An 18,431-nucleotide genomic window follows, 5' to 3' on the forward strand; every position below is an offset into this window, starting at 1 on the left:
CAGGGAGGCTAGGATCGAGCAATGATCCTGGCCTCCCTTCTTTTTGCCTTCCTGGCCGCCGCACTCCACGTGTACATCTTCAGCATGGAGTCCGTGACCTGGACCAGGCCTGCCACGTGGAAGCGCTTCGGCGTGGCCTCGCAGGCGGACGCGGACACCACCGCTCCCATGGCCTACAACCAGGGCTTCTACAACTTGTTCCTCGCCATCGGGGCGTTTACCGGGATCGGCCTGGTGGCCTTTGGCGGGCAGGGATCAGGGCAGGCGGTGGCCGGCTGGACCCTGGTCTTCAGCAGCTGCGGATCCATGCTCCTGGCCGCCGCCGTCCTGGCTGTCACCGGACGGAAGTACCTCCGCGCCGCTGCAACCCAGGGCACCCTGCCATTGCTCGCCGTCGTGCTGGGGCTGGCCGCTGTGCTGTCCTGACGGTCGGGGCGAAAGACCGTAGACAGCGCCGGTGGTGGGGGCACAATAGTGCTGTGGGCAGCAGCAGGTCTCAGTAGGTCCCACCGTGGGCGGCGCCAGCAAGCGGGGGACACCGAGGGGGCCGGACCCGGCAAACGGCCGTGATCCGGCCATCGACCTTGTCCGCTTCGCCTGCCTGGCGCTGGTGGTGGTGGGACACTCCATGATGGTCAGCCCGGTACTGCACCCGGACGGCACGGTGACCACGGAGAACACGCTCGCCGTGCAGGACTGGTTTGTTCCCGTCATTTGGATCTTCATGGTGATGCCCCTGTTTTTCGTCACAGGAGGCATGACCGGCCTGCAGTCCTGGCGGCGGCTCAAGGGAAGCGGGGGCACTGCGGCGCAGTTCATCCGTGCCAGGCTGCTGCGCCTGCTCCTGCCCGCCACCGCGTTGCTCGCCGTGATGGTCGTGGGTTTGGGGGCGGCCGCAGTGCTGGGCGTGGACCGCCAGGCAGTCCAGCTGATGGCCGCCGGCGCCGCGATGCCCCTGTGGTTCCTGGCGGCCTACCTCGCGGCGCAGCTGAACATTCCGGTCCTGGCCGCCCTCCACGCCCGGGCGCCATGGCTGGCCCTCGGCCTGCTTACCGCTCTGGTGGTGGCTGTGGACTGCCTGCGCGGCGCGCTGCCGGCCCTTTCCTATGCCAACCTGGTTTTCGTCTGGTGCGCCGTGCAGCAGCTTGGGTTCCTGGCCGCCGACGGCCACTTTGCCAGGCTTTCCCGTTCCGGCCTGGCAGGCATGGCTGTTGCCGCGAATCTCGTGCTGGGCCTTGTTACCGGCCTCGGGCTGTACACGGGAAACATGCTGGTGAACCTCAACCCGCCCAATCTCACCCTGTTCCTGCTGGGCGTGGCCCAGTTGGCGGCCATGGAGCTGGCGCGGCCGGCGCTGGGCCCGCTGGCGGCGGTCGGCTGGGTGCGCCGGCTGCTGGGACTGGTGGGCGGCCGCTCGCTGACCGTCTATCTCTGGCATCTTCCGCTGCTGGTGGGGATGTCCGGACTGCTGCTGCTCACCCCGGTTTACAAGCCAGCCGCCGGAACGCCTGAGTGGTGGTGGTCACGGCCTGTAGTGGTCCTGGCGCTGGTCCTCCTGCTGCTGCCGGTAGCGGTTGCGTTCGGGCGCCTGGAGGAACGCCCGACGGCGCCGCAGACCTACCGCTGCCGGCCCGCCTCGGCGGGGGCCGCCGTCGTCGTGGTCTTCCTTCCGGTGGCGGACGCCGCACTCAGCGGACTTTCGCTGGGACTGCTGGCCGCCGGCGCGCTGTGCTTCACCGTGGCGATCCTGCTCCTCGGTGGCTTGCCGGTCCGCCGGCGGCGCCGCATACCGAAGCCTGTGGCAGGACGGGGGCGCGGCGGCGGGGGCATTGCCAGCGGAGTGAAGTAGTGCCAGTGTCAGACCATGACCGAGAACACCATGTCCACAGAGGATGAGTTCACCGCCAACGTTTCCCTGCGGCGCAACGACGCGCATCACCGCTATGAGCTGCTGGTGGACGGCAAGCTCGCCGTCCAGGCCTTCTTCCGTGACCTTCCGGGGCATATCGACTTCACGCACACCGAAACCGGCAAGGACTTCGAGGGCCGCGGCCTGGCCAGGGTGCTGGCGCACTTCGCCCTGGACGACGTCGTGGCCACCGGTAAACGCATCATCCCGCACTGCCCGTTCATGTCCAGCTACCTGCGCAAGCACGAGGGCTACGAACAGTTCGTCGACTGGCCGGAGCGCTAGCCGGGCCGGCGCCAACCGGATTGTCCGCAGCCGGCGTGCCTCGTCAGCTGGCCAGGGCTGCCGGTTCGGGCAGGGACAACCCGGTGCCGGGGTCATCGAGCGTGAAGCCGCACGCGCAGCGGTAGGTGACCACGCTTTCGGGCGCTGATCCGGCATGCAGTGCCACCACCGAGGTGCCGTCGACGTAGACAGGCTGGCGGACCGGCAGTTCCCCGTAGTCCACGCGCTCCATTGGCATGCGGCAATGCATCCGCGAGTTCATGGTGACCAGAAGCCCTGCGTCCACGGGTACGGTGGCGGTCAAAAGGCGCTCAGCCGCATCGGTGCGCTCCCCAGGCGCGGTCAGCTGATGTTCGGTTGCGGTGGTAATCATGGTCATCCTTGGGCTTCTTTCACGGAGCCACCCTCGTCGGCAGCCCCGCCGCGAACTGCTTGCGGAGGTTCATTTGCCCCATAAGCAAAGCATGCTTACTAATCACTTCGCAAATCGAATGTGATGCAGCGCACCCCCTTGGGGTGCTGCCCTGGGCTGCCACCACCCCTCCGGGCTGCCGCTCGGACGGGCCATGCCGGGCTTGGCCGCGTCCCGCCCCCATTGGCTTGGTCGGCGTTTCCCCAGCTCAGACTGATGGCCGTTCGATCATTGCACGTAAAGAAATACATCACAAAAGTTTGACTAAAAGGGTTACCTAAGTAAGGCTTGCCTTGCCTTACGAACGTCAACAGAAGGAAACCCTGTGCCGCTGCTGCCCCGACTCGACGCCCCACCCGTTGACGACCCGCTTTCCCCGCATGGGTCCTTCCCGATGAACCCGCCGGACGCAGGCGGCAGGCAGGAGCAGGACTTTGGTTCGCGGCTCGAGCTGGCGCTCGGGGCAACCAACCACCTCTTCAACGCCAGGAACTCCGCCCGGTACGTGGCCCAGGTCCTGCAGGGTGTCAATGCCGTCGCCACCAAAGTGGAGCGGACCACCCGCCCGTTCACCGGCGTCGAACCTGCCGTCCTGGCGGCGCGCGTGGGCGCTGTTGACCTGGACATGCCGCTGCCGGATACGGCCGCGGCACTGCAGGAACTCGACGACGTCTACCTGCGCGACGCCGTCTATTTCCATGACGCCAAATACGCCGCCCACCTCAACTGCCCCGTGGTGATCCCCGCCCTCGTGGGTGAGGCGGTCCTCTCCGCAGTCAACTCCTCCCTCGATACCTGGGACCAGAGCGCCGGCGCCACCATGATCGAGCGGCGCCTCATCGACTGGACCGCACAGCGGCTGCACCTGGGCAGCAACGCCGACGGTATTTTCACCTCCGGCGGCAGCCAGTCCAACCTGCAGGCGCTGCTGATCGCCCGCAACCACGCGGTGGCAGGCCTGCGCCGCGATCCCGCCCGCAGCAGCCTCCGTCTCCCGGCCCTGCTGGACACGTTGCGCATCTTCACCTCCGCGGACAGCCACTTCAGCATCCGGAAGTCGGCATCGATGCTGGGCCTGGGCTACGACGCCGTCGTCAGCGTCCCCTGCACGCCGGACCATCGGATGGACCCGGCCGCGCTGGCCCGGGCCATGGCGGAAGCGCGCGACGCCGGGCTGGTGCCCATGGCGGTCGTGGCCACCGCCGGGACTACGGACTTTGGCGCGGTGGACCCGCTCGCAGGGCTCGCCACCCTTGCCCGCGCCCACGGTGCCTGGTTCCACATCGACGCCGCATACGGCGGCGGCCTGATGGCCTCCGGGCGATACCGCCACCTCCTGGACGGGACGGGCCTCGCGGACTCGGTCACCGTCGACTTCCACAAGACCTTCTTCCAGCCCGTCAGCTCCAGCGCCCTGCTGGTCGCTGACCGCAGCATGCTGCGGCACGTCACCTATTACGCGGACTACCTGAACCCCGAGAGTGCGGCGCTCGCCGAGATCCCCAACCAGGTGGACAAGAGTATCCAGACCACCCGCCGCTTTGATGCCCTGAAGCTCTGGCTCACCCTGCGGATCATGGGGGCGGATGCCATCGGCGCGCTGTTCGATGAAGCCATCGACCTCGCCGGGCGCGTCGGTTCGCTCCTTGAAGCCGACGATGACTTCGAACTCGCGGCGCCGCCGCAGCTCAGCACCCTGGTGTTCCGCTACCGCCCGCGCCTCGGGAACGGCGAGCGGCTCGCCGAGGAGGCCGCCGACACGCTCAACCCCGCCATCCGCTCCGCTGTTTTCGCCTCCGGCCAAGCGGTGGTGGCCGGCACCACGGTGGGCGGACGGCACTATTTGAAGTTCACCCTCCTCAATGCAGAGGCCACCCTCCAAGACATCTCCGGGATCATCGGCCTGCTGCGCCGCACCGGCGCCGGCCTCCTCGAAGGCGGGGCAGCCGCATGAGCACCTCCGTCAACGGCGTGGTGCACGACTTCGCCGCTATCGGCGTCGGGCCCTTCAACCTGGGCCTGGCCGCCCTCGCCGAGCCGGTGGAAGGCCTCAGCGGGGTCTTCCTCGAGCAGCGGGAAACCTTCGACTGGCATCCCGGAATGATGCTGGAGCCCGCCCATCTGCAGGTACCGTTCATGGCGGACCTGGTGACCATGGCCGACCCCACCTCGCCATTCTCATTCCTGAACTTCCTCAAGCAGACGGGCCGGTTGTACCGCTTCTACATCCGGGAGAACTTCTACCCGCTGCGGGCCGAGTACAACCAGTACTGCCAGTGGGTGGCCGGGCAGCTGCACTCCGTCCGTTTTGGCACAACCGTGCTGGAAACGGCGTACGACGACGGCGTGTACCGGCTGTCCGTGTCAGGCCCGGACGGTCCCGGGGTACTTTTTGCCAGGCGGCTGGTGCTCGGCACCGGCACCTCCCCGTACGTCCCGGCCGCCGCTGAGGGGATCCTGCCGGCCACGGCCTCCGGAATTGGGGGACTGGCCATCCACAATGCCGACTACCTGGCCCGGAAGGCCGAACTGCAGCAGCGGCGCAGCATCACCATCATCGGCAGCGGCCAGAGCGCGGCGGAGATCTATTACGAGCTCCTGCAGGAAGCCGACGCCCACGGCTACCGGCTGGATTGGGTGACGCGCTCCGGCCGGTTCTTCCCGCTCGAGTACACCAAGCTGACCCTGGAGATGACCTCCCCGGAGTACGTGGACTACTTCCACAACCTCCCGGCGGAGCAGCGCGACCACCTCACCACGACGCAGAAGAACCTGTACAAGGGCATCAACTCCGACCTCATCGACGCGATCTACGACCTGCTCTACACCAGGAGCCTCACCGGCATGGTGGACACCCGGCTGCTGACTTCTTCCACGCTCACGGGTGCCGAACGGGATGCGGCTGCCGGAACCTACACACTGCACCTGCACCACCACGAGCAAGGCCACTCCTACAGCCTGGACAGCGAAGCCGTGGTTTTCGCCACCGGCTACGGCTACCGGGAACCTGCGTTCCTCGCCGGCGTCCAGGGCCGGATCGCCCGGGACAGCGCCGGGCGGTTCGCCGTGGACCGGAACTACAGCATCGGCGTGGAACCCAACGAGATCTTCGTCCAGAACGCCGAACTGCACACCCACGGTTTTGCCACCCCGGACCTCGGCATGGGCGCCTACCGCAACTCCTGCATTCTGCGCGAAATCACCGGCCGCGAGGTGTACCCCGTGGAGCGGAGCATCGCCTTCCAGCAGTTCGGCGTGCCCGCCGCGGTCCCGGCGGGGGCCACGGTATGAGGTTCACGTTCCGCGACGTCCACCCCATGGCAGATGCCCCGCTCCTGCACAGCTGGGTGACGCAGCCCTACGCCTCGTTCTGGGGGATGCTGTCAGCCAGCGTGGAGGACGTTGCGCGTGAATACGCAGCAATCCCGGCGGGCGGGCACCACCGTGCCCTGCTGGGGCTCGACGGCGGTGCGCCCGCCTTCCTGATGGAGGAGTACCTTCCAGCGTCCTCGCCACTGGCCGCGGTGTACCCGGTCCTGCCCGGCGACATGGGGATGCACCTGCTGGTGGCCCCGCCGTCGGGCGCCCCGGAAGCCGGCTTCACCACCGCCGTCATGGATGCCGTCCTGGCCCGGCTGTTCGCCAAACCCGGGGTGGACAGGATCGTGGTGGAACCGGACGTCCGGAACAGCCGGATCCACGCCCTCAACGAACGCCTTGGCTTCCGCGCTGCCAGCGTGGTGGCGCTTCCAGGCAAGGACGCACTGCTGAGTTTTTGCAGCCGCCACGACTATCTCGCCGCCCGGACCCTGGCTGTCCCGTTTCCGAATAGCAATGGAGCACTCCTGTGACCATCGATCTGCACCAACCACTTGACCGCCCGGCCCCGGCTCTTCCCGCCGCGTCCCCCTCGTCGGTATCCCACCTCACCCCCGGCCGCTGGGAAGCGGCCAACCGGCACCTGCTCCGCAAGGCGCTCGCGGAGTTCTCGCACGAACGGATCCTTCGCCCGGAGCCGGTCTCCAGCCCGGAGCCGGTCTCCACGCCGGAGCCCGGCACCTACCGCATAGGCAGCCCCGACGGCGCCCACGAGTACCGCTTTGATGCCCGGGTCCTGGAACTGGACCACTGGTCCATTGATGCCGCGTCCATCCGGCACTTCCACCGCGGCACCGAGGCGCCGCTGGACGCCGTCGAATTCATCACCATATTCCACGAGGTCCTGGGCATCAGGATCGGGATGCTCCCGGTATACCTGGAGGAAATCAGCAGCACCCTGGCCAGCCACGCCTACAAGCAAGCGGCCGGGCACCCGTCCGCCGCCGAACTGGCGGCAGGAGTGACCCGCGGCGGTGACGTGGCCGCCGACTTCCAGGCCATCGAACGGAGCATGACCGAGGGCCACCCCTGCTTTGTCGCCAACAACGGAAGGCTGGGCTTCGGCATTACCGACTACCACGCGTTCGCACCCGAAACCGGCGCCCCGGTGCAGCTGGAGTGGATTGCCGTGCACCGCGGCCACGCCGTCTTCACCTCCAGCGCCGGGCTTGATTACGCAACGCACCTGGCCGCCGAACTCGGGCCGCTGCTGGGTACCTTCCACGCCGTGCTGCAGGGACAGGACCTGGACCCGGCCGCCTACTTCCTTCTGCCGGTGCACCCCTGGCAGTGGGAGAACAAGCTCACGGTAACCTTCGCCGCGGAGATTGCCGGCCGGCGCATCGTTTACCTCGGCACCGGTGTTGACCAGTACCAGGCGCAGCAATCCATCCGGACCTTCTTCAACACCAGCGCGCCGGGCAGGAACTACGTGAAGACGGCCCTGTCAGTGCTGAACATGGGCTTCATGCGGGGACTTTCGCCGCAGTACATGAAGGCGACGCCGGCGATCAACGACTGGCTGCGGGCGCTGATCACATCCGACGAGGCGCTGCAGCGCCGTGGCTTTACCATGATCGGCGAGGTGGCCGCCGTCGGATACCACAACCCCTGTTACGAGGCTGGCTCAGCCGAGGGTTCCCCCTACCGGAAGATGCTGTCCGCCCTGTGGCGGGAAAGTCCGCTGCCGTTGCTCCGGGACGGCCAGCAACTGGCCACCATGGCCTCGCTCCTGCACGTTGACGCAGCCGGCAAGCCCATGGCCTCCGCCCTGATCGGGCGGTCAGGCCTCGCTCCTGCCGACTGGCTCCGGCGGTACTTCGAGGCCTACCTCATCCCGCTGGTGCACTGCCTGTACCGGTACGGACTGGCGTTCATGCCGCACGGTGAAAACGTCATCCTGGTCCTCGAAGACGGCGTGCCCGTGCGGGCCATCATGAAGGACATCGCCGAGGAGATCGTGGTGATGGGGGACCGGGTGGACCTGCCGGACGAGGTGTCGCGGATCAAGGCTGACGTTCCGGACGGGGACCAGGTGCTGGCGATCTTCACGGACGTCTTCGACTGCATCTTCCGCTTCCTGGCCGCGCTCCTTGAGGAAGACGGAATGCTGTCCGGGGAGGACTTCTGGCGGACCGCCGCCCAAGCGATCCGGGACTACCAGCGGCAGCACCCCGACCTCGCGGACCAGTTCGCACGTCACGACCTCTTCGCCCCGGACTTCGAGCTGTCCTGCCTGAACCGGCTCCAGCTGCGGAACAACCAGCACATGCTGGACCTAGCCGATCCCTCCGGCGGGCTGCAGAAAGCCGGGCGCCTGGCCAATCCGCTGGCCCGGTTCCTGGGCCGGTAGGCGCCGCATCTGGCTAGGCTTGCAGCATGACGCCATCCAGCTTCCGAACAACCGCACTCGTCACCGGGGCCAGCGCAGGGCTCGGCCATGAATTCGCCAGGCAGCTCGCGGCCCAGGGCCACGACCTGGTCCTGGTGGCCCGCAATGCGTCCCGGCTTGCAGAAACAGCGGAGGACCTGCGCCGGCGCTACGGAATCACGGCTGAGGTGCTTCCCGCCGACCTGACGGACGACGACGACGTGGCCGCCGTCGTCGAACGCCTCAAGGACACCCGGCGCCCGGTGGGGATGCTCGTGAACAACGCGGGGATCGGCCTGCTGCACAACTTCGAGGACAACCACGTGGGGGAGGAAAGGAGCCACCTGAAGCTGCATACCGAGACGGCCATGGTGCTCACGCACGCGGCGCTGGAGGGCATGCTGGAACGGGGGGAGGGGCGGATCATTAACGTGGCCAGCGTGGCCGCGTTCCTGCCCCGGGGCACGTACTCGGCCGCGAAGGCGTGGCTGGTGAGTTTCAGCCGCTGGGCCAACATGGCCTACCGCAGGCGCGGGATCAAGGTCACCGCCGTCTGCCCCGGTTTCACGCATACCGAATTCCACGACCGGATGGGGATGGACAAGTCGGTCGCCCCCGCCTGGACGTGGCTGCGGGCGGAGCGGGTGGTCCGTGAGGGCCTGGCGGACAACGCGAACGGTAAAGCCGTGTCCATCCCGTCCAAGCGGTACAAGGTGGTGGCGGCGGTGGCCAGGGTGGCGCCGGCCAGGCTAATGGCGGGACCGGCGCGGAAGCCCCGATAGTCGCGGGGACCCGAGCAGGCCTGCCCAGGTCCGTGAACCTGCGCGGCGGACGGCCACCACTACCAGGATGCCCGTGAGTGCGCCCACCAGGGTTTCCACCGCCCGCTCCAGGATGAGGACCTGGGGGTCGGCAGGGGCAGCCAGCTGGGTGATCAGCAGGATAACGGGCGTGAAGGAGACCATGGCGAGGCCGTAGTGCCTGGTCATGAACAGCTCCGTGGTGAATTGGAAGAGGATCACCAGCAGTGCCAGCACCACGGCCTGGTGCGCGGGCCCTTGATGTGAAAGGTACAGCCCCGCCAGGGTCCAGGGGGCGGGAAGGATCACGACGGCGGTGACCACCAGTCCCAGGAACGTCCCCACGATGCGGTGGACGCCGCGGCGGACGCTGCTGGGCAGGTCCGCGCCGGCCAGCGGGACGGCGGCGGCTGCCATGGCCCAGTGCGGGTGGCCGCTGCCGCTGAGGACTCCCACCGTCCCGGCAGCGCCCACGGCCAGCACGTATCTCGCGGCGTGGATCAGCAGCTCGCGGCGGCGTGCCGCTGAACGCCGTGGCGCGGCGCGGACCGCGCCCGGCTGCCACGACCTGCGGCGGATCCAGCCGCTGAACCCGACCAGGATCGAGAACACCGATGATCCGGCCGCGATCAGCATTGCCGTGTACCAGGGCACGGCCAAGGGGACGGAAGCGCAGAAGCCCAAGGCCAGGATCCCAAAGAAGGGGCCGTTCGGCTTCAGGCGTACCCGGTCGGAGTAGACCGAACCCACTCCAGCCAGCGTGGCCTCCACGGCCACCAGCCACCACGAATGGAGGTGGTAGAGGGACAGGGCCGTGCCGACCGCCACGCCGCTGAGCAGGACCAGGGCACCCTGGCCCTGGTGGCGCAGGCGCAGCTGGTGGGGTTCGGAGCGGCCGTACATGCCAGTGAGGGCGCCGAACACGGCATAGATGATGAGGTCGGTCCGGCCCGCCGCCATCAGGAGCATGGACGGGACGGCAACGCTGGCGGCCACCCGGAGGGCGGCAAGGTGGTCGGCATTGGCCGGTTCCAGGCGGTGGAGTGCGCGCACCTGCTCCGCCACCCGCTTCATGTACCGACCCGTCCTGTATCTGTTCCTCTGTCCTGCAACGGCCCCAAGGGCCTTTGGGAACGTATCACCGGCCGCCGGGCCGCGTCATATTCCCTGCCGGGTGGCGGACACAAAGAGACATCCAGTGCGCGCAAAGGCCCGCCCGGCGTGCTTCCCCCAAGGAAGCACGCGGGACGGGCCTTCTGAGCGTGGGCTACAAGCGTGCCCGGACCGGGCTACGCCCCCGCCGGAACACCGCGCTGCGCGTGCGGATCCGTGGCGTCCTGGGTCTCGAACGGCAGTTCGTCCAGGTTGATCAGCGGGTTCTCGTCCTGGGTCTCGACCAGCTCTTTCGCTTCCTCCGGGGTGTCCACGCTGGGCATGGAGCCGGGGAGCGGACGGCGGGCCGACTCCTTGAGGAAGTAGATGGCCACTGCGCCCACCAGGGACGTGCCCATCAGGTAGTAGGCAGGCATCATGTCATTGCCGGTGGCGCTGATCAGGGCCGCCACGATGAAGGGCGTGGTTCCGCCGAAGATCGCCACGGCGAAGTTGTAGGCGATGCCCATGGCCCCGTAGCGGCTGGAGGTGGGGAACTGTGCCGGCAGGGCGGAGGCAAGGTTGGCGACGTAGAAGGTCACGGGGAAGGCGATCAGTGCCAGGCCCGCCAGGGTGGACCAGATCTGGCCGACGCCGATCAGCAGGAAGGCGGGCACAGCCAGCACGACGGTGCTCAGGGCGCCGATCCAGAGGACGGGACGGCGGCCGATGCGGTCGGACAGCTTGCCGGTGAGCGGAATGCAGAGGCTCATGACCACCAGCACGGGAATGGTCAGCAGGGTGCCGTGGACCTCGTCGTAGCCCTTGGATTCGGTGAGGTACGTGGGCATGTAAGAGGTCAGGGCGTAGCCTGCGGTGTTGGCAGCGGCCACCAGGATCATCGCGACGATGATGGAGCGCCAGTAGGCCTTGATGATTCCCACCGGGCCCTTGGCTGCGGCTTCGTCAGTTGCGGTGGCGTTCTTCGCGAGGTCCTCCTGGGCGTCCAGGGTTGCCTGGAACTGCGGGGATTCCTCGATGCGGCTCCGGAAGTAGATGGCGATCAGGCCCAGCGGCCCGGCGACCAGGAAGGGAATGCGCCAGCCCCAGTCCTCCATGGCGGCCTGGCCCAGGGTGAGCTGCAGGACGGACACGAGTGCCGCGCCGATGGCGAAGCCAAGGTAGCTGCCCATGTCCAGGTAGCTGGCGAAGAAGCCGCGGCGCTTGTCGGCAGCGTACTCGCTGACGAACGTGGTGGCACCGGCGTATTCGCCGCCGGTGGAGAAGCCCTGTACGACCTTCAGGAACACCAGCAGTGCGGCGGCCCACAGCCCGATCTGTGCATAGCCAGGCAGGAGGCCGACGGCGAACGTGCTGGCAGCCATGATCATCAGGGTGGCGGCCAGGATCTTCTGGCGGCCCATCTTGTCGCCCAGCCAGCCGAAGATCACGCCGCCGAGGGGGCGGGCGATGAACGTTGCGGCGAAGGTACCCAGCAGGAACAGCGTCTGCGTGGTGGGGTCCGATTCGGGGAGGAACACCGGGCCCATGGTGGTGATCAGGTAGCCGAAAACGCCTACGTCGTACCATTCCATGGTGTTGCCGACGATGGTTCCGCCGAGGGCTTTCTTGAGCATCGGCTGGTCAACCACGTTGACGTCGGATTCCTTGAGTCGGCGGCGTGGCAGCAGCCGGGGCTTCTTGGCAGCCGCTGAGGCTGCAGGGTTGGTTCCGCTGGCGTTCCTGGCGCCTGCTGAAGAGTCGGTCATGCTTCGGTCTGTGGGCATTTGGGCAACTCCTGTGGAGGTCATTTGCTTGCGACTTGTAGCTGCCCCGCTCCGGGCAGGCCTTCAATTTTACGCGATACCTCTGGCGCACTGGCAGTTCGATGGCGTAAAGTGCGCCCTTTTGGGGCCGTTCCGCGGGTGATCCCACGGATTTTTGTTCCCGCTTTTCCCGCGCCATCACTGGGAAGCAGGGTGATCAACGGCTTCGTTACCAAAATTTTTCCTTTAACACCCGTTTGCGGACCGGTTTTCCGGCTGTCCGGCTTCCCGAAGTGACGGAGGCCACCAGATCCGAAGGGGTTCACAGGAGCGCACCGGATGCCTATCGTGGAGCGATGGAAACACTTCTTTTCGGGCAGTAGTCCGCGCCCGCCCGGCGCTTGATTCAGCGTTTCGTTTCAGCAAAGAACGAAGGGAAGAAGGGAAGAACACAATGGGTGAAGACACTAAGCATCCCCGCATCAAACCGGAGGTGGCTGACCACCTTGCGGCAGCAATGAAGGCGTCCGCCGTTCCTGGTCCTGCGTCCACGGGCGCCCTACCCCTCGCGCAGCAGAGCGCGTGGCCGGACGGCAGCGGTAAGCGGCGGCACCCGAAGGAACAGTCCGCAGGCCACGGCCGGATGGGGCACGAAGCCGCGGTGACGGCGGTGCACCGGACTGGCCGGCCGCAGATGCCGCATTCCTCGTAGGCAGCACCCCGAGCCTGCGGCAGCAAAAACCAGCGGCACTTAAAACGGCAGCCGACCTGCAAAGTACCTGGCGCCCCGATACGTGGCAAGCGCCAGGTACTTTGCGCGTCGACGGCATGCAGTCACCCTTCGCGGACCACCTCCGACGGGTCCTTGTCGAGCCGCCAGCCACGCCATCGGGGGTGCCGCAGCCGCCCGGGCCCGGTCCACTCGCCGTACGTCACCTCGCCCACCAGTTCCGGTGCGACCCAGTGCGCATCCGCGGCGTCCGGTCGGGGGACGTCGTGGAATGGTGAGGTCTTCCGGCCCAGTCGCTCCACGGTCTGCCGCAGTTCCGTGAGTTCGCGCGTGCTGAATCCGCTGCCCACCCGGCCCACGTACTGCAGCTTGTCGCCGTCCGGGATGCCCACCAGCAGCGAGCCCACCGTGTCCTGGCGGCCGCCTTTTCCCGGACGCCAGCCACCCACCACCACTTCCTGGGTCTGCTCCGTCTTGAGCTTGATCCAGGTGCGCGTCCGCTGGCCGCTGACGTAGCGGCTGTCCGTCCGCTTGGCCATCACGCCCTCGAGCCCCAGTTCCTGCGCGCTGTCGAGGAGGTGCCGGACGGGCTCGTCCAGTACGGGGGAGAGTTCCACGGGGCAGCCGGAGGGCGCGAAGAACTCCTCCAGCTGCTGGCGCCGCCTGGCCAGTGGCAGCCGCCGGAGGTCCTTTCCGCCGCTGAAGAGCAGGTCGAAGAGCATCAGCTGGACCGGGATGGCCACACGGGCCTTCGCGACGTCGGCGGCGCGGGTGAGCTTCATCCGGCCCTGGAGCAGCCCGAAGTCGGGCCTGCCGCCGGGGCCGGGGGCGATGATCTCCCCGTCCGCCACGAACGGTTTCCGCGGCCAGCATTCCGGATCGGTGAACTCCGGATAGGTGCGCGTGACGTCGTTGCCGTTGCGGCTGAAAATCCGGACTTTCTCCCCGTCGCCCACCAGGACGGCCCGGACCCCGTCCCATTTGAGTTCGTACTGCCAGCTGCTGCCCTGCAGGTCGGCGGTGGTCCCGGAGGTGGCCATCATGGGACGGAACTCCAGCGGGTCCCCGGCCGCCGCAGCGGCCGGCATCTCGTCCTCGGCGTCGGGTGCAGGCGCTTCGCCGCCGTCCCCGGGCTCCTGCGCCGCCGGTGCCGCCCGTCGTCGTGCGCCTGGCTGCTCCTTGTCCATCAGGTGGATCAGCCATTGGCTTTCGGCGTCCTTGCCCTGCCCGCGCCCGGTGTGGATCAGGGCAATCTTCCTGGTCCCGCCCAGCCCGCCGCCCTCGGAGCCGGTGAGGGTGACGATGACTTCCTTGCCGTTGATCCATTTGTGCAATTCGTAGGTTCCGGTGTCCCAGATGCTCATCTCGCCCGCCCCGTACTGCCCCTTGGGAATCGTTCCGTGGAAGGTGAGGTAATCCATGGGATGGTCCTCGGTCTGGACGGCCAGGTGGTTCTTGCCGCCGGATTCCGGGACGCCCTTCGGCAGCGCCCACGACACCAGGACCCCCTCATGCTCCAACCGCAGGTCCCAGTGCAGGCGGGAGGCGTGGTGTTCCTGGATGACAAAGCTGTTGCCGCCGGTGGGGATCCCGGCGAAGGGCTCGGGCGTTGCCCCGGGATCGCGCATGGCGCGGTACTTGCCCAGGCGGGGATCGCCGTCGTCCTTCCCGTGGCCATGCTGCGTGGCACCGGGCGCTGCGTTGACGACGGCGGCAAACGGGTCCTTGCCGTCCCGCACCCGCCGCAGCACCTCCTGGTAGTCCAGGTGCCTGAGCCCGGCCGAGCCGATCTCGCGCCAGGTGCGCGGCGCGGCGACCATGGGCGTGGGCCTGCCGCGCAGGGAGTACGGGACAATCGTGGTTTTTGCAGCGTTGTTCTGGCTCCAGTCAACGAGCACCTTGCCCGTGCGCAGGGTCTTTTTCATGTCGCTGACGGCGAGGTCCGGGTGGTCGGCCTCAAGGGCCCGTGCCAGCTCACGCGCGAAGGCGGAGACCTGGTCCGAGGTCTGGGTTCCATCCAGGGCGGCGTAGAGGTGAATTCCCTTGCTGCCGCTGGTGACGGGGACCGGGTCCAGTCCGACGTCCTGCAGGATCGCGCGGGCAAGGAGGGCAACCTCGCGGCATTCGGCCAGGCCCGCCCCCTCGCCGGGGTCCAGGTCCAGCACCAGCCGGTCCGGGTTCAGCTGGTTGCCGTGCGAGTCCACCCGCCACTGGGGGACGTGGACCTCCAGGGAGTTGATCTGGCCGAACCAGGTCAGCGTGGCGGCGTCGTTGACCATGGGGTAGTAGATGGTCCGGTCCTTGTGCGTGATACCTACACGCGGCAGCCAGCCGGGGGCGGAATCTTCGAGGTCCTTCTGGAAGAACACCTCACCGGGCTTGTCCGCCGTGCCCACGCCGTTGACCCACCGCTTCCGCGTGGCCGGCCGGTTCGCTGCCGCCGGAATCAGCACATGGGCCACCGCGGCGTAGTAGGCCAGCACGTCCGCCTTGGTGGTGCCGGTCTCCGGGTAGATGATTTTGTCGAGGTTGGTCAGGGTCAGTTCACGCCCCGCAACCCTGACGCGCTCCCTAGCGGCCGCCATGGGGCTTCACCTCCGGCCCGGTGTGCTGTTGACTGTAGTAATGAGAGCCATCTGGAAAGGTGCCATCGCGTTTGGGCTGGTCAACGTGCCCGTGAAGGTCTACAGCGCCACTGAGGATCATGACATCAGTCTGCACCAGGTTCACAACGCAGACGGCGGAAGGATCCGCTACCAGCGGCGGTGCGAGGTCTGCGGCGAGGTGATCGACTACTCGGACATCGAAAAGGCGTTCGAGGAGGACGGCCGGACGGTGGTCCTCACCAAGGATGAGCTCAAGGCTATCCCGGCCGAGAACAGCCATGAGATCGAAGTGGTGCAGTTCGTCCCGTCCGAGCAGCTCGAACCCATGATGTTCGAAAAGAGCTACTACCTGGAACCGGACTCCAAATCGCCCAAAGCTTACGTGCTGCTGCGCCGGGCGCTCGAGGACACGGACCGCGTGGCCATTGTCCAGTTTGCGCTGCGGGAGAAGACCCGGCTGGGGGCCCTCCGGATCAAGGACGACGTCCTGGTGCTGCAGTCGCTCCTGTGGCCCGACGAAGTGCGCGAAGCCAGCTTCCCCTCCCTCGACGCCTCGATCAGGATTTCCGCGCAGGAACGCGACATGTCCGCCGCGCTCGTGGAATCCATGGCGGCCGACTTCGACCCCGCCGCCTTCACGGACGACTACCAGGTGCAGCTCCGCCAGCTCATCGACGCCAAGCTGGAGCAGGGCGAATCGCTGGACACCGGGGAAACCTTTGGGGTGGAAGCCGGGCAGGGCGGCAAGGGCGAGGTCATCGACCTGATGGAGGCCCTGAAACGCAGCCTGGACCGGAAGCGCGGCGGCGGGGAAGCTGCCGCCAGCGGGGCAGCCGGGGACGAAGCCGACACCGGCGACGACGAGGAAGCCCCCGCCAAACCGGCCCGCAAGACCGGGACCAGGGCCGCTGCCTCGAAGAATGCTGCCTCGAAGACTGCAGCTTCGAACGCGGACGAAGGAAAGACTGCGGCCGGCAAGTCTTCCGCGAAGTCCACGTCCACAGCCTCCAAAGCGGCCGCGTCCAAGTCGACGGCTTCCAAAACAGCAGCGACCAAGACCGCCGGAACCAAGACCGCAGCCAAGCCGGCAGCCAAGACCACCAGGGCGCGCAAGCCGGCCTGATCCTGCTGTCCCGCTGTCAGTGGCCGTCCCCTTTGCAGGGGGCCGTCCCTTGACAGCGGGCCTGCCTTGACAGCGCCACTCCCTTGTCGGCGGGCCTGCGTTACAGCGCCACTCCCTTTACAGCGTGACGGGGCGCGTCCACAATGGGTCGCATCACAGCCTCCGCTGTGCCAACAGCGTGCTGATACTCATTGAACGGACACGTAAAGGGGCGCGGGCATGGACGACCAGACCAGCACGGTGGAGGCGGACCGGGAGCTCAAGAAGAAGCACCGGGCGATGTGGGCCTCGGGGGACTACCCGGCCCTTGCGGACGAAATGCTCCTGGAACTGGGGGCTGTCCTGGTTGAGGCCTGCGGGATCAAGCCGCGGCAGCGCGTCCTGGACGTGGCGGCAGGAACCGGAAACGCCGCCATTCCCGCGGCAATGATGGGCGCCTCAGTGGTGGCCAGCGACCTCACCCCGGAACTCTTCGAGGCAGGACGGCGGGAGGCGGCCAACCGGGGCGTCAGCCTGGAGTGGCAGGAAGGCGACGCTGAGGCCCTGCCGTTCGGCGACGGCGAGTTCGACGCGGTGATGTCATGCATCGGCGTGATGTTCGCCCCGCACCACCAGGCGGCCGCCGACGAGCTGCTGCGGGTGTGCAAGCCGGGAGGCAGCATCGGATTGCTGTGCTGGACGCCGGAAGGCTTCATCGGGCAGATGTTCGCCGTGCTGAAGCCTTTCGCGCCGCCGCCTCCGCCGGGTGCACAGCCGGCGCCGCTCTGGGGGAATGAAGAGCATGTCCGCGAACTGCTGGGCAGCAGGATCACCGACATCCAGACCCGCAAAAAGAACCTGGCGGTCCGCAGTTTCCACCAGCCGGCCGACTTTGTCCGCTACTTCAAATCCCACTACGGCCCCATCATCTCCGTCTACAAGTTCCTCGGCGAGGACCAGGAGAAGGTGGCCGCACTGGACAAGGCCCTCACCGAACTCGCCGACTCCTTCGGCGACGCACACGGTGACGTCCCGTTCCAGATGGAATGGGAGTACCTGCTGTTCACGGCACGGAAGGCATCATGATGCCGGAAGACCATGTGGCAACCTCCACGACTACCATCGAAGCCCGGCCCGGCCGCGTCTGGGAAGTGATCACCGACCCGGCGGCGGTGAAGGAGTTCATGTTCGGGGCCGAGGTGCAGACCGACTGGAAAGTGGGAAGCCCGATCACCTGGCAGGGCGAGTGGGAGGGCAAGCCGTTCCAGGACAAGGGCGAAATCAGGGACATCGTCCCGGGCCGGAAGCTGGTCTACACCCACTTCAGCCCCATGTCCGGCCAGGAGGACAAGCCGGAAAACTACCACACGCTGGAATGGACCCTTGAGGACCAGGGCGGCGCCACCCGGCTGACGCTCGCCCAGGACAACAACCCCACCCCCGAGGCGGCCGCCCATTCCAAGGCCATGTGGGACAAGCTCGTGGGTGACGTCAAGGCGCTCGCCGAACGCGGCTGACCCCCGCTGATCCAGTTGGGGCCCGGCTGACCCAGTTGGGTGGACGCGCCAGTGGTGGGGCCGCCGCTTAAGCCAAGCAGCCGCCGTCGGGCACTTCCCTGGTGGGAAGGCGCCCGACGGCGGCCGGCTGGTCAGTGCGTTAAGTGCTACTAGGCGTCGTGGTCCGTTTCCAGGATCTGCACCAGGCGTTCCAGAGCGTCGTCCGCACCCGCACCTTCGGCGCGGAGGACCACCACGTCGCCGTGCTCGGCGCCCAGGCTCATGAGGGACAGGATACTGGCGGCATCCATGGCCTCGTCCGCGGGCTCGCCTTCACGGGCGATGGTGATGTCCAGGTCGAACTCGCCTGCAGCCTCGGCGAAGATGGCGGCGGGGCGTGCGTGCAGGCCCACGCGGCTGGCGACGGTTGCGGTGCGTTCTGGCATTTTTGCTCCTTTGTCGTTCGGCGGCTGATGTTCAGCAC

At 67.5% G+C, this 18,431-nt stretch carries 17 protein-coding genes; 12 read left to right on the forward strand and 5 right to left on the reverse strand.

The features are described 5' to 3' along the window. Nucleotides 1-21 precede the first annotated feature (21 nt). The 3 genes from K4G53_RS08600 (at nt 22) to K4G53_RS08610 (ending at nt 2,194) form a co-directional block, all read left to right on the forward strand. A complete protein-coding gene (locus K4G53_RS08600) occupies nt 22-426 on the forward strand; it encodes a DUF1304 domain-containing protein (RefSeq protein WP_221385294.1) in 405 nt (134 codons plus the stop codon). Nucleotides 427-511: 85 nt separating this feature from the next. After that, nucleotides 512-1,849: an acyltransferase gene (locus tag K4G53_RS08605; RefSeq protein WP_221385295.1), complete on the forward strand. Its 1,338-nt coding sequence runs from the start codon at nt 512-514 to the stop codon at nt 1,847-1,849. A 15-nt stretch (nt 1,850-1,864) separates the two neighbouring features. After that, nucleotides 1,865-2,194 (forward strand): GNAT family N-acetyltransferase, encoded by a 330-nt coding sequence (locus K4G53_RS08610; protein ID WP_221385296.1) that lies wholly within the window; start codon nt 1,865-1,867, stop codon nt 2,192-2,194. 43 nt (nt 2,195-2,237) lie between these two features. On the opposite strand, the gene K4G53_RS08615 is transcribed toward K4G53_RS08610, so the two are convergent. Continuing rightward, on the reverse strand, nt 2,238-2,567 hold the full coding sequence (locus tag K4G53_RS08615) for a hypothetical protein (protein ID WP_260323443.1): 330 nt from the start codon (nt 2,565-2,567) through the stop codon (nt 2,238-2,240). A gap of 433 nt (nt 2,568-3,000) precedes the next feature. Here K4G53_RS08615 and K4G53_RS08620 point away from each other — a divergent pair, with 433 nt between their 5' ends. From K4G53_RS08620 to K4G53_RS08640, 5 genes are read left to right on the forward strand one after another with little or no spacing between them, the layout of a single operon-like run. Continuing rightward, nucleotides 3,001-4,560, forward strand: coding sequence for an aspartate aminotransferase family protein (locus K4G53_RS08620; protein ID WP_221385596.1), 1,560 nt, complete (start codon nt 3,001-3,003; stop codon nt 4,558-4,560). Then, entirely contained in the window at nt 4,557-5,897 is a 1,341-nt protein-coding gene (locus K4G53_RS08625) for a lysine N(6)-hydroxylase/L-ornithine N(5)-oxygenase family protein (RefSeq protein WP_221385297.1), read from the forward strand. Before K4G53_RS08620 ends, K4G53_RS08625 begins: the two co-directional genes overlap by 4 nt. Then, on the forward strand, nt 5,894-6,457 hold the full coding sequence (locus K4G53_RS08630) for a GNAT family N-acetyltransferase (protein ID WP_221385298.1): 564 nt from the start codon (nt 5,894-5,896) through the stop codon (nt 6,455-6,457). The genes K4G53_RS08625 and K4G53_RS08630 overlap by 4 nt, the downstream gene beginning before the upstream one ends. Before the next feature lie 2 nt (nt 6,458-6,459). Then, nucleotides 6,460-8,337, forward strand: a complete 1,878-nt coding sequence (locus tag K4G53_RS08635) for an IucA/IucC family siderophore biosynthesis protein (protein WP_308287861.1) — start codon at nt 6,460-6,462, stop codon at nt 8,335-8,337. Nucleotides 8,338-8,363: 26 nt separating this feature from the next. After that, entirely contained in the window at nt 8,364-9,137 is a 774-nt protein-coding gene (locus tag K4G53_RS08640; RefSeq protein WP_221385299.1) for an SDR family oxidoreductase, read from the forward strand. On the opposite strand, the gene K4G53_RS08645 is transcribed toward K4G53_RS08640, so the two are convergent. Then, nucleotides 9,105-10,229: an FUSC family protein gene (locus K4G53_RS08645; protein ID WP_221385300.1), complete on the reverse strand. Its 1,125-nt coding sequence runs from the start codon at nt 10,227-10,229 to the stop codon at nt 9,105-9,107. The two genes, K4G53_RS08640 and K4G53_RS08645, sit on opposite strands and share 33 nt — an antisense overlap. Nucleotides 10,230-10,444: 215 nt before the next feature. Then, nucleotides 10,445-12,034, reverse strand: a complete 1,590-nt coding sequence (locus K4G53_RS08650) for an MFS transporter (protein ID WP_221385301.1) — start codon at nt 12,032-12,034, stop codon at nt 10,445-10,447. Nucleotides 12,035-12,467: 433 nt separating this feature from the next. On the opposite strand from K4G53_RS08650, the gene K4G53_RS08655 reads away from it, so the two are divergent. After that, nucleotides 12,468-12,725, forward strand: a complete 258-nt coding sequence (locus tag K4G53_RS08655) for a hypothetical protein (protein WP_221385302.1) — start codon at nt 12,468-12,470, stop codon at nt 12,723-12,725. Nucleotides 12,726-12,847: 122 nt separating this feature from the next. Here K4G53_RS08655 and K4G53_RS08660 read toward each other — a convergent pair whose 3' ends face one another. Continuing rightward, a complete protein-coding gene (locus K4G53_RS08660; RefSeq protein WP_221385303.1) occupies nt 12,848-15,328 on the reverse strand; it encodes an ATP-dependent DNA ligase in 2,481 nt (826 codons plus the stop codon). Nucleotides 15,329-15,368: 40 nt separating this feature from the next. On the opposite strand from K4G53_RS08660, the gene K4G53_RS08665 reads away from it, so the two are divergent. The 3 genes from K4G53_RS08665 to K4G53_RS08675 all read left to right on the forward strand — a co-directional run bounded on the left by K4G53_RS08665 (nt 15,369) and on the right by K4G53_RS08675 (nt 17,968). Beyond that, nucleotides 15,369-16,472, forward strand: a complete 1,104-nt coding sequence (locus tag K4G53_RS08665) for a Ku protein (protein WP_221385304.1) — start codon at nt 15,369-15,371, stop codon at nt 16,470-16,472. 219 nt (nt 16,473-16,691) lie between these two features. Next, entirely contained in the window at nt 16,692-17,537 is an 846-nt protein-coding gene (locus tag K4G53_RS08670) for a class I SAM-dependent methyltransferase (protein ID WP_221385305.1), read from the forward strand. Beyond that, nucleotides 17,534-17,968, forward strand: a complete 435-nt coding sequence (locus K4G53_RS08675; RefSeq protein WP_260323444.1) for an SRPBCC domain-containing protein — start codon at nt 17,534-17,536, stop codon at nt 17,966-17,968. Before K4G53_RS08670 ends, K4G53_RS08675 begins: the two co-directional genes overlap by 4 nt. Nucleotides 17,969-18,117: 149 nt before the next feature. Here K4G53_RS08675 and K4G53_RS08680 read toward each other — a convergent pair whose 3' ends face one another. Then, nucleotides 18,118-18,393 (reverse strand): HPr family phosphocarrier protein, encoded by a 276-nt coding sequence (locus tag K4G53_RS08680; protein WP_221385306.1) that lies wholly within the window; start codon nt 18,391-18,393, stop codon nt 18,118-18,120. Nucleotides 18,394-18,431: the final 38 nt, after the last annotated feature.

Source organism: Arthrobacter sp. MAHUQ-56 (assembly GCF_019710585.1).
Taxonomy (GTDB): domain Bacteria; phylum Actinomycetota; class Actinomycetes; order Actinomycetales; family Micrococcaceae; genus Arthrobacter.

Excerpts from the sequence above, each read along its gene's own strand:
- K4G53_RS08610 (WP_221385296.1), top strand. The coding sequence starts at position 1,865 with ATGACCGAGAACACCATGTCCACAGAGGATGAGTTCACCGCCAACGTT.
- K4G53_RS08660 (WP_221385303.1), bottom strand. The coding sequence starts at position 15,328 with ATGGCGGCCGCTAGGGAGCGCGTCAGGGTTGCGGGGCGTGAACTGACC.
- K4G53_RS08640 (WP_221385299.1), top strand. The coding sequence starts at position 8,364 with ATGACGCCATCCAGCTTCCGAACAACCGCACTCGTCACCGGGGCCAGC.
- K4G53_RS08675 (WP_260323444.1), top strand. The coding sequence starts at position 17,534 with ATGATGCCGGAAGACCATGTGGCAACCTCCACGACTACCATCGAAGCC.
- K4G53_RS08680 (WP_221385306.1), bottom strand. The coding sequence starts at position 18,393 with ATGCCAGAACGCACCGCAACCGTCGCCAGCCGCGTGGGCCTGCACGCA.
- K4G53_RS08645 (WP_221385300.1), bottom strand. The coding sequence starts at position 10,229 with ATGAAGCGGGTGGCGGAGCAGGTGCGCGCACTCCACCGCCTGGAACCG.
- K4G53_RS08665 (WP_221385304.1), top strand. The coding sequence starts at position 15,369 with ATGAGAGCCATCTGGAAAGGTGCCATCGCGTTTGGGCTGGTCAACGTG.
- K4G53_RS08630 (WP_221385298.1), top strand. The coding sequence starts at position 5,894 with ATGAGGTTCACGTTCCGCGACGTCCACCCCATGGCAGATGCCCCGCTC.
- K4G53_RS08615 (WP_260323443.1), bottom strand. The coding sequence starts at position 2,567 with ATGATTACCACCGCAACCGAACATCAGCTGACCGCGCCTGGGGAGCGC.
- K4G53_RS08620 (WP_221385596.1), top strand. The coding sequence starts at position 3,001 with ATGAACCCGCCGGACGCAGGCGGCAGGCAGGAGCAGGACTTTGGTTCG.
- K4G53_RS08625 (WP_221385297.1), top strand. The coding sequence starts at position 4,557 with ATGAGCACCTCCGTCAACGGCGTGGTGCACGACTTCGCCGCTATCGGC.
- K4G53_RS08600 (WP_221385294.1), top strand. The coding sequence starts at position 22 with ATGATCCTGGCCTCCCTTCTTTTTGCCTTCCTGGCCGCCGCACTCCAC.
- K4G53_RS08655 (WP_221385302.1), top strand. The coding sequence starts at position 12,468 with ATGGGTGAAGACACTAAGCATCCCCGCATCAAACCGGAGGTGGCTGAC.
- K4G53_RS08670 (WP_221385305.1), top strand. The coding sequence starts at position 16,692 with ATGGACGACCAGACCAGCACGGTGGAGGCGGACCGGGAGCTCAAGAAG.
- K4G53_RS08650 (WP_221385301.1), bottom strand. The coding sequence starts at position 12,034 with ATGCCCACAGACCGAAGCATGACCGACTCTTCAGCAGGCGCCAGGAAC.